Origin of the sequence: Streptomyces sp. NPDC088354, assembly GCF_044753585.1 — a bacterium.
Classification (GTDB): domain Bacteria; phylum Actinomycetota; class Actinomycetes; order Streptomycetales; family Streptomycetaceae; genus Actinacidiphila.
The window spans coordinates 95,476-107,723 of the sequence record NZ_JBIVNJ010000029.1 but is presented as its reverse complement, the minus strand read 5'-3'; the positions used below and the strand labels follow the sequence as shown (position 1 = coordinate 107,723).

The following is a 12,248-nucleotide window of genomic DNA, read 5'->3' as shown; positions in this document are numbered from 1 at the left end:
GCTCCGCATACTGATCCGTCGAGCAACGAGCCGCTACCGCTGGGACGCCCGACCCACCACCCGACGCCTCACATGATCCATTTGCCGGTCGGTCTAAGTCACAGTTCACGTGGCCACGACATCGACGACGAGGTCACGATCAAGGTGCAGCTCAAGTGCACCTACCAGGTGGCGCCACGTCCGCCCGGGCCGACCTTCGCCTTCACGCTCGAGAACGAGCACCTGGTGAAGCTGGCCCGGTCGCCGGTGTCGGTGCACAAGATCCTGGTGGTGATGCTCGTGCCGCGCACGCAGGAGGACTGGCTGCGGGCCGGCCACGACCGGCTGGAACTGCGACACTGCTGCTACTGGACGAACCTCGCCGGCCACGCCGTGACCGGCAAGCGCAAGACCACCGTGCGGATACCCACCGCGCGGATCTTCGACGACCGCGCCCTGTGCGAGATCATGACCCGGGTCGGGGCGGGAGGGAGGCCCTGATGAGCCGGCCGGCCGACGACGCAATCGTGCCGCCCGACCCCGAGCGGGTCGACCCCGGAGTGCTCACCGCCCTGCTGGCCCGCCACGGCTGGCAGTTGCGCGGCGGCACACCCGGCCGCTACACGCGCTGGACGCCGCCCGGCGACACCGGGGCCTCCGCCCGTATGAGCCTCCTGGTGCCCGACCGGCGGGGCGAAGTCCGTTACGCGGATCACGAGGAACTGCTCGGCGAGGCGCTGGACGCCCTCGCCCGCTGCGGCGTGCCCTCGGCGCGTGAGGTGCTGACCGCGCTCGCCGTGCCGGGTGACGAGATCCGCTGGCAGCGTTCGGTGCCGCTGATCGACGGGGCGGCCGTGACGTGGACCGCGGCCGAGCAGCTGCGTTCGGCCGCCCGGATCATGCTCATGGCCGCGGCCCGCGCCGAACGGGACCGCTGGGGCTATTTCGGCCAGCGGCACACCGGCCACGCCTCCGCCTACCTGGAGCAGGTGCTCGTCGGCCCCGCTCCGGCGGGACACCAACTCACCGCCTACTCGCCGGTCCCGGAGGGGCGGTCCGTCACCGCGACGCTGCTGCGCGCGCTGCAGGCCGCCCGGGACGCGGTGGACTACCAGCGCACCACCGGCGGCATGGAGGCCTTCGACGCCGCCGTGGGCCTGGGGGTCTGCCATGAGCTGGCCGACTCCCTGATCCGTCTGATACGCGGGACCGAGGGCGTGGTCGTCACCCTGTCCTGGGCCCCGGGGGCGGGGCCACCGGCCGGCTTCGCGGCCGTGCCCGAGCCGGTCGAGTTCTCCCCCGGCGATCTGCCGGCCCTGGAGGCCGCCAGCGAGCGCTACGTGCGGGAGGAGCCGTCGGTGGACGTGCGCGTCACCGGGACGGTCACCCGGCTGCGCCGCCCGCGGCCCTCCGGCAGCGGCACGGTGCGGCTGCGGGTGCTGGCGGGGGCGGACGTCCGGCACATCCGGGTGCGCCTGGCCGAGGACGCCTACCGGATCGCCGCCCAGGCGCATCTGGTGGGACTGCCGATCCGGCTGTCGGGCCGGCTGGAGACCCGCACCGGCTTCCGGTACCTGACGCACCCGACCGCGCCGACGCCGGTCCACGTCGACGAGGCCGACCGCGACCGGCTGCTGAAGGCGCTGCACGGCGGGGTCGACACCTTCGAGGACTCCTTCGGCGGGTGACGCGCCCTCCCGGCAGCGATCACTTCGCGGCGGACCCGCGGGGCTCGGTAGGATTCAGCGGTGCAGCTTCCGCTGCCGGGCCCCATTGGGACATACGTCAGGAGAGACCGGTGTCAGACGTCCGTGTGACCATCAAACGCGATTCCGATGAGCGGGAAGAGCGCGTGGTGACCACGGGCACGACGGCCGCCGAGCTCTTCGAGGGCGACCGCACCGTCGTCGCCGCGCGCGTCGCCGGTCAGCTGAAGGACCTCGCGTACGAGATCGCCGACGGCGACGAGGTCGAGGCCGTGGAGATCGGCAGCCAGGACGGCCTCGACATCCTGCGCCACTCCACCGCGCACGTGATGGCGCAGGCCGTGCAGGAGCTCTTCCCGGAGGCGAAGCTCGGCATCGGCCCGCCCATCAAGGACGGCTTCTACTACGACTTCGACGTCGAGACGCCCTTCCACCCCGACGACCTCAAGCGCATCGAGAAGAAGATGCAGGAGATCGTCAAGCGGGGTCAGCGCTTCTCCCGCCGTGCCGTCACTGACGACACCGCCCGCGAGGAGCTGGCCGGCGAGCCGTACAAGCTGGAGCTGATCGGCCTCAAGGGCTCCGCCGCCGACGCGGCCGAGGGCGCCTCCGCCGAGGTCGGCGCCGGCGAACTGACCATCTACGACAACCTGGACGCCAAGACCGGCGAGCTGTGCTGGAAGGACCTCTGCCGCGGTCCCCACCTGCCCACCACCCGGATCATCCCGGCGTTCAAGCTGATGCGCTCAGCCGCCGCCTACTGGCGCGGCAGCGAGAAGAACAAGCAGCTGCAGCGCATCTACGGCACCGCCTGGCCGTCCAGGGACGAGCTGAAGGAGTACCTGGACTTCCTCGTCGAGGCCGAGAAGCGCGACCACCGCAAGCTCGGCTCCGAGCTGGACCTGTTCTCCATCCCGGAGCAGATCGGTTCGGGCCTCGCGGTCTTCCACCCCAAGGGCGGCATCATCCGCCGGGTCATGGAGGACTACTCGCGCCGCCGGCACGAGGAGGAGGGGTACGAGTTCGTCTACACCCCGCACGCCACCAAGGGGAAGCTCTTCGAGACCTCGGGCCACCTGGACTGGTACGCCGACGGCATGTACCCGCCCATGCAGCTGGACGAGGGCGTCGACTACTACCTCAAGCCCATGAACTGCCCGATGCACAACCTGATCTTCGACGCCCGTGGCCGGTCGTACCGTGAACTGCCGCTGCGGCTCTTCGAGTTCGGCACCGTGTACCGGTACGAGAAGTCGGGCGTCGTGCACGGCCTCACCCGCGCCCGCGGCTTCACGCAGGACGACGCGCACATCTACTGCACCCGCGAGCAGATGGCCGAGGAGCTCGACAAGACGCTCACCTTCGTCCTCAACCTGCTGCGCGACTACGGCCTCACCGACTTCTACCTCGAGCTGTCCACCAAGGACCCGGTGAAGTACGTCGGTTCGGACGAGACCTGGGACGAGGCCACCGAGGTCCTGCGCCAGGTGGCCGAGAAGCAGGGCCTGCCGCTCGTCCCGGACCCCGGCGGCGCCGCCTTCTACGGCCCGAAGATCTCCGTCCAGGCCAAGGACGCCATCGGCCGCACCTGGCAGATGTCGACCGTCCAGCTCGACTTCAACCTGCCCGAGCGCTTCGACCTGGAGTACACGGCGGCCGACGGCTCCAAACAGCGCCCGGTCATGATCCACCGCGCGCTCTTCGGTTCCATCGAGCGCTTCTTCGCGGTGCTGCTGGAGCACTACGCGGGCGCCTTCCCGGCGTGGCTGGCCCCTGTGCAGGCGGTCGGCATCCCGATCGGCGACGCGCACGTGTCGTACCTGGAGGACTTCGCCGCCGAGGCGCGCAAGAAGGGCCTGCGGGTCGAGGTGGACGGCTCCGCGGACCGCATGCAGAAGAAGATCCGCAACGCCCAGAAGAGCAAGGTGCCCTTCATGGTCATCGTCGGTGACGAGGACATGGCCGCGGGCACGGTCTCCTTCCGCTACCGCGACGGCTCGCAGAAGAACGGCATCCCGCGCGACGAGGCCCTCGCCGAGATCGCCAAGGCCGTCGAGGACCGCGTCCAGGTCTGACGGCCGGCCCCGCCCGTACGGCGTGCAAGGGCCCCCGGGAGGACTACCCGTCCCCCGGGGGCCCTTGTCCGTCCCCGCGCTCCTCGGGACGGCGGAAGCTCTTGGTCAGCCAGGACGAGAAGGAGCCGACGACCGCGCCGATCAGGACGACGCCCAGGATCATCACGCCCGCCCCGATCAGCCGCCCCTTGGCCGTGACGGGCACCACGTCGCCGTAGCCGGTCGTGGTCACGGCGGAGCAGGCCCACCACACCGCGTCGCCGTAGGTGCGGATGGTGGCGCCGGGTGCCTGCCGCTCGGTCGCGTACACCTGCACGCTCGCCGCGAAGCCCAGCAGCAGCGTGGTGAGCCCGGCGTAGGACATCACCCGGGCCTCCAGGGAGAGCCGGGGCCGTTCCTGGCGGCTCTGCACGGTGGAGTAGTTCTGCAGGATGCGCAGCGGACGCAGCAGGGGCATGATCACCACCACCAGGTCCAGCCAGCGGCGGCGCACATAGGACCAGCGGTGGGGTGCCACCGCCACCCGCAGCAGATAGTCGGCGATGAAGAAGGCCCAGGTCACGACGGTGATCAGCAGCAGGAGGTCACGCACGTCGCGCGGCAGGCCGTGAGCCAGCACACGCACGGCGTAGGTGACGAGGAACACCAGGGACGCCAGGGACAGCGGCACGCTCCCGCGGCGCTCCCACTCGCGCAGCCGCCGCTCGTCTTGCAAGGGCATGGGGCCAGCATCCTGCGCTGCGCGGGGGAGCGCCCCCGGCGACACGCTGACCGGGGCCGACGCCATATGCTGCAAGGCATGACGAGTGAGCCGGAACTGCAGAACGGAGTGGGGACGCAGGACGCGTTCCAGCGCCTGTGGACGCCGCACCGCATGGCGTACATCCAGGGTGAGAACAAGCCGACCGGCCCCGGGGCCGGGGACGGCTGTCCCTTCTGCGCGATTCCGGAGATGAGCGACGAGGACGGGCTGGTCATCGCCCGTGGCACCGCCGTGTACGCGGTCCTCAACCTCTACCCGTACAACGGCGGTCACCTGATGGTGGTCCCGTACCGCCATGTCGCCGACTACACCGACCTCGACCTGGCGGAGACCGCCGAGCTGGCGGACTTCACCAAGCGGGCCATGGCCGCCCTCCGGTCGGCCTCGGGCGCTCACGGCTTCAACATCGGCATGAACCAGGGTGCCGTCGCCGGTGCCGGGATCGCCGCGCACCTGCACCAGCACGTGGTGCCGCGCTGGGGCGGCGACACCAACTTCATGCCGGTGGTCGGGCACACCAAGGTGCTGCCGCAGCTCCTCGCGGACACCCGCAAGATGCTCGCGGACGCCTGGCCCACCGGCTGACCCGGCGGCCTGCGACCGCCGGGGGCGGTGTCAGTAGACGTCGGCCTCGGACGGGGTGGCGCTCTGCACCGCGGTGCTCAGGAAGAGCGAGCGGCTGGCGAACTTCTCGGTGTCCACGCCGTTCTCCCGCATGACCTCGATGGCGGCGGAGTGGACCGCGCGCAGCACCGGGGTGGCCGCGCGCAGGGCGTCGTCGGCCATGAAGCGGTGCGTCCAGGGCGCCGAGGCCCAGGTGTGCCGCAGCCCGAAGGGCTCGGGAAGGACGATCTTGCCGCCCAGGTACTCCAGCACCTGGGGGAAGCGGGACAGCGGCGCGCGGGCGGCGAGCCGCACCACCTCGTCGCTCTCGACCAGCGGCATGGCGACCGTCCTGGTCTCCCAGAACTTCACCGGGTGGCTGACCTTCTTCTCCTTGGGGTCGGGCGCCGAGGTGAAGAGCGAGTGCACGGGACCCAGGGCGTGACCGGTGACCTCCACGCGCAGGGTGCTCGCCAGCACGGTCACGGTGACCAGCAGGGTTATCACCAACTGCCCGTCCCACAGGACGAACTGGACCCCGAGGTAGTGGCGGTTGCCCTTGCCGAACTGCTGCTCGTTGCAGATCCGCTGTATCTCGAAGTCCCTGACGGTGTAGCCCTCGACGTCGGCCCCGGTGGGCCGGGTGACCTTCTTGGCGCCCTCACCGATCGGCGCGACGATCCAATGGCGTATGACCGGCTTGGGGAAGCCGCCCGTGTGCAGCGGGCCGCGCTCCAGCTCGCGCAGCCGGCCGTGCACCGCCTTGATGACGTCCCAGCTGCGGAACGGGTGGATCTCGCCGAGGCCTTCCCGCGGGGTCAGCTCCTCGGCCATCTGCCAGTCGCCCCAGCGGGTTCCCATGCCGAGTATGCCCTTGGGCCCGGCGTAGAAGACCACGTTGCTCTGCTGCTCGGCGGAGAGCTTGGCCAGGCTCTGGCGCAGCTTCTCGGCCCGGGTCTCGTTGGGGTTGCGGGGCACCGCCTCGGGGATCTTGGCGCCCACGCCGCTGCCGGAGACCAGCCCCGCCCAGCGGTCCCGCAGGTCCTTGGCGGTCCGTTCGCAGATCCGCTTCGCCCAGAACCAGCCGAGCACCGGCGCGACCATCATGACGCGCAGGTACTGCGACCAGAAGCCGGTCAGTGGCGGGTTGAGGACGAAGAGGACGGCGAAGAAGCCGACCACCAGCAGCACGACGGAGCCCAGCAGCCCGGTGCGCGACCCCTCGGCCTTCTTGATCGTGCTGCGCAGTTGGAACGCGCCCAGCCAGAGCAGCACGCCGGGCAGGAAGACCAGGCCGAAGACGACCATGATGCCGGTCAGCCGGTTGTCCCGCTCCTGCCGGATGCGATTGGCGGCCAGGCAGTGCTCGACGACGGTCTGCGGCTCGGCACCGAAGGACTGCACCAGTTCGTTGCGCGCCGCGCCGAGCATCCGGTTCTGCACGGCGCGGGCGAAGGCCTCGCCCAAGTTGGCCTGCAGCAACGAGAGTTTGGGAGGGGTGACGACGGTCATGCCCGCGTCCGCCTCGGACAGCGCGTCGAGCTTGCCGTCCCGGTAGGCGGCCGAGGCCAGCGCCTGGGTGGCGGCCGTCTGGCCGTCGGCGCCGCTCAGCGGGATCTGCGCGCCCGGGCTCAGGAAGTCGTAACTGTTGCTCACTAGCGCCCCCTCCTCGTGCCGTCCGCGCAGGCGAAAGCCCGTCCGGCACATTCCCCGGCCACAGCCTCGGCATTCCTCCCGTGCTGCCCACACAGCGTATACGGGTGTGTGACATGCGTCATGGGCCCGACGGAACTTGATCGTTCCGCCGGGCCCGCCGACTTGTGCCGCCCGTGGGCTACTTGGCGCCCACCTCCTGGGCGTGCTGCTCTCTCAGCTTGGCCGCCAGTTGCGGAGGCATCGGCTCGTGCCTGGCGTGGATGCGCCGGTAGCGACCCATTCCGTGCGAGAGCGAACGCAGATCGACCGCGTAGCGACCGATCTCTATCTCCGGCACTTCGGCCCGTACGAGGGTGCGGCCCTGCCCGACGGGTTCGGTGCCCAGCACCCGGCCCCGGCGGCCGGACAGGTCGCTCATGACCGGCCCGACGTACTCGTCGGGCACCATCACCTGGACCTCGCTCACCGGCTCCAGCAGATGGATGCGGCAGTGCGACGCCGCCTCGCGCAGGGCGAGCGCGCCCGCGGTCTGGAAGGCCGCGTCCGAGGAGTCCACCGAGTGCGCCTTGCCGTCGACGAGCGTGATCCGGATGTCCTCCACCGGGAAGCCCAGCGCCACGCCCCGGGCGGCCTGCGCCCGTACGCCCTTCTCCACCGACGGGATGAACTGCCGCGGCACGGCGCCGCCGACGACCTTGTCGACGAACTCGATGCCGGAACCGACCGGCAGCGGCTCGACCTCGATGTCGCAGATCGCGAACTGGCCGTGCCCGCCGGACTGCTTGACGTGCCGGCCGCGCGCCGTCGCCTTCTCGCCGAACGTCTCGCGCAGCGCCACCTTGTGCGGGATCGAGTCCACCTGGACCCCGTATCGGGTGCGCAACCGCTCCAGCGCGACGTCGACGTGGGCCTCGCCCAGGCACCACAGGACCACCTGGTTGGTGTCCGGGTTCTGCTCCAGCCGCATCGTCGGGTCCTCGGCGACCAGCCGGGACAGGCCCATCGACAGCTTGTCCTCGTCGGCCTTGCTGTGCGCCCGGATGGCGACCGGCAGCAGCGGGTCGGGCATCAGCCACGGCTCCATCAGCAGCGGGTCGTCCTTGGAGGAGAGCGTGTCGCCGGTCTCCGCCCGGGTCAGCTTCGCCACGCACGCCAGGTCCCCCGCGACGCAGTGCGGCACCGGCCGCTGCTGCTTGCCGAAGGGCGAGGACAGCGCGCCGATCCGCTCGTCCACGTCGTGGTCCTCGTGACCCCGGTCCTCCAGCCCGTGCCCGGAGACATGGACGGTCTCGTCGGGGCGCAGCGTGCCGGAGAAGACCCGCACCAGGCTGATCCGGCCCACGTACGGGTCGGAGTAGGTCTTGACCACCTCGGCCGCCAGCGGCCCGTCCGGGTCGCAGGTCAGCTGGTCGTGCGGCGTGCCCTGCGGGGTGCTGACCCGCGGGACCTCGCGTTCCAGCGGGGTCGGGAAGCCACCCGTGATCAGTTCGAGCAGCTCCACGGTGCCGATGCCCTGCGTGCAGCCCTCCGCCGCGGGGGCGGCGGCGAGCACGGGGTGGAACGAGCCGCGGGCGACGGCCCGTTCGAGGTCCTGGACCAGGGTCTTCCGGTCCAGCTCCTCGCCGCCGAGGTAGCGGTCCATGAGGGTCTCGTCCTCGCTCTCGGCGATGATCCCCTCGATGAGCCGGGCCCGGGCCTCGTCGATCACCGGCACGTCGTCGGGCGCGGGCGTGCCCTCCTCCCGGTCGCCCGAGCAGTAGTCGTAGATCCGCTGCGACAGCAGCCCGATCAGACCCGTCACCGGCCGGTGCCCGTCGCCGCCGGCGCTCTCCTGGCCGTGCAGCGGCAGGTACAGCGGCAGCACGGACTCGGGGGAGTCGCCGCCGAAGACCTGGCGGCAGGTCTCGGTCATCTCCTCGAAGGAGGCGCGTGCCGCCTCCAAATGGGTGATGACCACCGCGCGCGGCATGCCGACCGCCGCGCACTCGTCCCAGACCATGCGGGTCGCGCCGTCCACGCCGTCGGCGGCCGAGACGACGAACAGGGCCGCGTCCGCAGCGCGCAGACCGGCCCTGAGCTCACCCACGAAGTCGGCATAGCCGGGGGTGTCGAGCAGATTGATCTTGACTCCGTCCCATTCGACCGGGACGAGCGACAACTGCACCGAGCGCTGCTGGCGGTGCTCGATCTCGTCGTGGTCGGAGACCGTGCCGCCGTCGGCGACGTGCCCGGCGCGGTTCACCGACCCGGTGGCCAGGGCGAGTGCCTCGACCAGTGTCGTCTTCCCGGAGCCACTGTGGCCGACCAGCACCACGTTGCGTACGTCGGCGGGCCGGTCGGCCGCCGATGCCCTTCCGGCGGCTCCTGGGCCTGCGTCTCTCCTGTCACCCATGTGCCTCGCCTCCCGGTCCGTCACGGCATGGGGACTGCGCGCCACGGGAGACCACCCGACCAGGGCGGCCTCTGCGGCGCCCGCGGTAATTCGACCTTCCCACGCGCGTCACGGTGCGTCCATACGTCGTACGTGTGCCCGTGGGGCGGGAGCCCGGCGCATCCGGAACACCCCACCTGGCTACGATGGGCCAGCCGGGCGGCCGCCGGAGCCGCGCCGGGCACCACCGACCTCCGGGAAGGCCATGCTGAACAAGTACGCGCGTGCATTCTTCACGCGTGTTCTCACACCGTTCGCCGCGTTTCTGCTGCGCCTGGGCGTCAGCCCGGACACGGTCACGCTGATCGGCACCGGAGGCGTGGTCGCGGGAGCGCTGGTCTTCTACCCCAGGGGCGAGTTCTTCTGGGGCACGGTCGTGATCACGCTCTTCGTCTTCTCCGACCTGGTCGACGGCAACATGGCCCGCCAGGCCGGCGTCTCCAGCCGGTGGGGGGCGTTCCTCGACTCCACGCTCGACCGGGTCGCCGACGCGGCCATCTTCGGCGGCCTCGCCCTGTGGTACGCCGGGGGCGGCGACGACCTCGTGCTGTGCGCGGTGACGATCTTCTGCCTCGCCAGCGGCCAGGTGGTGTCGTACACCAAGGCACGTGGCGAGAGCATCGGCCTCCCGGTCGCCGTCAACGGGCTCGTCGAGCGCGCCGAGCGCCTGGTGATCTCGCTGGTGGCCTGCGGTTTCGCCGGTCTGCACAAGTTCGGCGTGCCGGGCATCCAGTGGCTGCTGCCGATCGCGCTGTGGATCGTTGCCGTCGGCAGCCTGGTCACGCTGGTGCAGCGGGTGATCACCGTGCGCCGGGAGGCCTTCGAGGCCGACGCCGCGGCGCGCGAAGGAAGCGGGGCGGCGTGAAGGACCGGCTGACCGACGCGCTGTACGGACTGGGCTGGGGCGCGGTCAAGCGCCTCCCCGAGCCGGTGGCGAACGGCCTGGGGCGCGCGGTGGCCGACTTCGCGTGGAGCCGGCGCGGCAAGGGCGTGACCCGGCTGGAGAACAACCTGGCGCGGGTCGTGCCGGACGCCGACGAGGCCCGCCTGCGCGAGCTGTCCAGGGCCGGCATGCGCTCCTACCTGCGCTACTGGATGGAGTCCTTCCGGCTGCCCGCGTGGAGCGAGGAACGCGTCCGCGAGGGCTTCGCTGCCGAGGGCCTGCACCACCTGGAGGACGGCCTGGCCGCGGGCCGCGGTGTCGTCCTCGCCCTGCCGCACATGGCCAACTGGGACCTCGCCGGCGCCTGGGTCACCACCAAGCTCGGCGTGCCCTTCACCACCGTCGCCGAGCGCCTCAAGCCGGAGACTCTGTACGACCGGTTCGTCGCCTATCGCGAGGGCCTGGGCATGGAGGTGCTGCCGCACACCGGCGGCGCCGCCTTCGGCACCCTGGCGCGGCGGCTGCGCGACGGCGGCCTGGTCTGCCTGGTGGCGGACCGCGACCTGTCCGCCTCAGGCGTCCCGGTGGACTTCTTCGGCGCGCGCGCCCGGATGCCTGCCGGGCCCGCGCTGCTCGCCGTGCAGACCGGCGCGCTCCTGCTGCCGGTCACCCTCTGGTACGACGCCTCGCGGACCCTCCAGGGCCGCGTCCACCCCCCTGTGGAGGTCCCCGAGGGCGGCACGCGCACCGAGAGGACCGCCGCCATGACGCAGCGGCTCGCGGACGTCTTCGCCGCCGGGATCGCCGAGCACCCCGAGGACTGGCACATGCTGCAACGGCTGTGGCTCGAGGACCTCGAAGCCCGTCCGGAGGAGCCGGCCGGCACCGGTGTTCCCGGGCAACCCGGCGGGTCCGTCGCGGCGTCCCCTCCCGTGTCCGGCACCGCCTCCGACCGCCCCGGAACGGAGAAATCTTGAGGATCGGGATTGTCAGCCCGTACTCCTGGGACGTCCCCGGAGGCGTCCAGTTCCACATCCGCGACCTGGCCGAGCACCTGATCGCGCTCGGCCACGAGGTCTCCGTTTTGGCCCCCGCGGACGACGACACCCCGCTGCCGCCCTACGTCGTCTCCTCGGGACGGGCCGTCCCCGTCCCGTACAACGGCTCGGTGGCCCGCCTCAACTTCGGCTTCCTGTCGGCCGCCCGGGTGCGGCGCTGGCTGCACGAGGGCGCCTTCGACGTCATCCACGTCCACGAGCCCTCGTCGCCCTCGCTGGGGCTGCTCACCTGCTGGGCGGCGCAGGGGCCGATCGTGGCCACGTTCCACACCTCGAACCCCCGCTCGCGGGCGATGATCGCCGCCTACCCCATCCTCCAGGCCGCCCTGGAGAAGATCAGCGCCCGCATCGCGGTCAGCGAGTACGCGCGGCGCACTCTGGTCGAGCACCTGGGCGGGGACGCCGTGGTCATCCCCAACGGCGTCGATGTGCGCTTCTTCGCCGAGGCCCAGCCCAAGTCCGAGTGGCAGAACGGGACGATCGGCTTCATCGGGCGCATCGACGAGCCCCGCAAGGGGCTGCCCGTGCTCATGAAGGCGCTTCCCCGGATCCTCGCGGAGCGCCCCGGTACCCGCCTGCTGGTCGCCGGGCGCGGCGACGAGAAGGAGGCCGTGGAGGACCTGCCCGCGGACATGCGCTCGCGCGTGGAGTTCCTCGGCATGGTCAGCGACGAGGACAAGGCGCGCCTGCTGCGCAGCGTCGACCTGTACGTCGCGCCGAACACCGGCGGCGAGAGCTTCGGGATCATCCTGGTCGAGGCGATGTCGGCGGGCGCCCCGGTGCTCGCCAGCGACCTGGACGCCTTCCGCCAGGTGCTCGACCAGGGAGCGGCCGGCGAGGTCTTCCCCAACGAGGACCCGCAGGCCCTCGCGGAGGCGGCGGTACGGCTGCTCGGCGACCCCGAGCGCCGGGCCCAGCTGCGCGAACTCGGCTCGCGGCACGTGCGGCGCTTCGACTGGTCCAGGGTGGCCTCGGACATCCTGGCGGTCTACGAGACGGTCACCGCGGGCGCCGCGGCGGTGGCCGCCGACGAGCGCGTCGGGCTGCGCGCCCGGTTCGGCTTCGCGCGCGACTGAGCCGTCGCGAGGGGTGAC

At 71.6% G+C, this 12,248-nt stretch carries 10 protein-coding genes; 7 read left to right on the top strand and 3 right to left on the bottom strand.

All coding sequences use genetic code 11. The annotated features are described in order from the left end of the window. Positions 1-72: 72 nt before the first annotated feature. The 3 genes from ACIP98_RS31240 to thrS all read left to right on the top strand — a co-directional run bounded on the left by ACIP98_RS31240 (position 73) and on the right by thrS (position 3,760). On the top strand, positions 73-480 hold the full coding sequence (locus ACIP98_RS31240) for a DUF4365 domain-containing protein (protein WP_401979083.1): 408 nt from the start codon (positions 73-75) through the stop codon (positions 478-480). Next, the gene (locus tag ACIP98_RS31235) at positions 480-1,667 is read left to right on the top strand and encodes a hypothetical protein (RefSeq protein WP_319664399.1); all 1,188 of its coding nucleotides are present in this window, start codon (positions 480-482) and stop codon (positions 1,665-1,667) included. Before ACIP98_RS31240 ends, ACIP98_RS31235 begins: the two co-directional genes overlap by 1 nt. A gap of 110 nt (positions 1,668-1,777) precedes the next feature. Next, the gene (thrS, locus tag ACIP98_RS31230; protein ID WP_319664397.1) at positions 1,778-3,760 is read left to right on the top strand and encodes a threonine--tRNA ligase; all 1,983 of its coding nucleotides are present in this window, start codon (positions 1,778-1,780) and stop codon (positions 3,758-3,760) included. Between the two features lie 43 nt (positions 3,761-3,803). Here the strand turns inward: thrS and ACIP98_RS31225 are convergent, their stop codons facing one another. After that, positions 3,804-4,481: a potassium channel family protein gene (locus tag ACIP98_RS31225; protein WP_401979077.1), complete on the bottom strand. Its 678-nt coding sequence runs from the start codon at positions 4,479-4,481 to the stop codon at positions 3,804-3,806. Between the two features lie 66 nt (positions 4,482-4,547). Between ACIP98_RS31225 and ACIP98_RS31220 the strand changes: the two genes are divergently transcribed. Next, a complete protein-coding gene (locus ACIP98_RS31220; protein WP_319664394.1) occupies positions 4,548-5,108 on the top strand; it encodes an HIT domain-containing protein in 561 nt (186 codons plus the stop codon). Positions 5,109-5,138: 30 nt separating this feature from the next. On the opposite strand, the gene ACIP98_RS31215 is transcribed toward ACIP98_RS31220, so the two are convergent. Together ACIP98_RS31215 and ACIP98_RS31210 are read right to left on the bottom strand one after the other, a co-directional pair. After that, positions 5,139-6,833, bottom strand: coding sequence for a hypothetical protein (locus tag ACIP98_RS31215; RefSeq protein WP_319664393.1), 1,695 nt, complete (start codon positions 6,831-6,833; stop codon positions 5,139-5,141). Positions 6,834-6,960: 127 nt separating this feature from the next. Beyond that, positions 6,961-9,174 (bottom strand): elongation factor G-like protein EF-G2, encoded by a 2,214-nt coding sequence (locus ACIP98_RS31210; RefSeq protein WP_401979076.1) that lies wholly within the window; start codon positions 9,172-9,174, stop codon positions 6,961-6,963. Between the two features lie 244 nt (positions 9,175-9,418). Between ACIP98_RS31210 and pgsA the strand changes: the two genes are divergently transcribed. The 3 genes from pgsA to ACIP98_RS31195 are packed head-to-tail and all read left to right on the top strand — an operon-like array spanning position 9,419 to position 12,230. Continuing rightward, complete coding sequence (pgsA, locus tag ACIP98_RS31205) at positions 9,419-10,078, top strand: phosphatidylinositol phosphate synthase (RefSeq protein ID WP_401979074.1); 660 nt, start codon at positions 9,419-9,421, stop codon at positions 10,076-10,078. Then, entirely contained in the window at positions 10,075-11,073 is a 999-nt protein-coding gene (locus tag ACIP98_RS31200; RefSeq protein ID WP_401979072.1) for a phosphatidylinositol mannoside acyltransferase, read from the top strand. Before pgsA ends, ACIP98_RS31200 begins: the two co-directional genes overlap by 4 nt. Next, positions 11,070-12,230, top strand: a complete 1,161-nt coding sequence (locus tag ACIP98_RS31195; RefSeq protein WP_319664388.1) for a glycosyltransferase family 4 protein — start codon at positions 11,070-11,072, stop codon at positions 12,228-12,230. Before ACIP98_RS31200 ends, ACIP98_RS31195 begins: the two co-directional genes overlap by 4 nt. The last annotated feature ends 18 nt before the right edge of the window (positions 12,231-12,248 follow it).

Excerpts from the sequence above, each read along its gene's own strand:
- ACIP98_RS31235 (WP_319664399.1), top strand. The coding sequence starts at position 480 with ATGAGCCGGCCGGCCGACGACGCAATCGTGCCGCCCGACCCCGAGCGG.
- ACIP98_RS31215 (WP_319664393.1), bottom strand. The coding sequence starts at position 6,833 with ATGTGCCGGACGGGCTTTCGCCTGCGCGGACGGCACGAGGAGGGGGCG.
- ACIP98_RS31220 (WP_319664394.1), top strand. The coding sequence starts at position 4,548 with ATGCTGCAAGGCATGACGAGTGAGCCGGAACTGCAGAACGGAGTGGGG.
- ACIP98_RS31240 (WP_401979083.1), top strand. The coding sequence starts at position 73 with ATGATCCATTTGCCGGTCGGTCTAAGTCACAGTTCACGTGGCCACGAC.
- pgsA (WP_401979074.1), top strand. The coding sequence starts at position 9,419 with ATGCTGAACAAGTACGCGCGTGCATTCTTCACGCGTGTTCTCACACCG.
- ACIP98_RS31225 (WP_401979077.1), bottom strand. The coding sequence starts at position 4,481 with ATGCCCTTGCAAGACGAGCGGCGGCTGCGCGAGTGGGAGCGCCGCGGG.
- ACIP98_RS31210 (WP_401979076.1), bottom strand. The coding sequence starts at position 9,174 with ATGGGTGACAGGAGAGACGCAGGCCCAGGAGCCGCCGGAAGGGCATCG.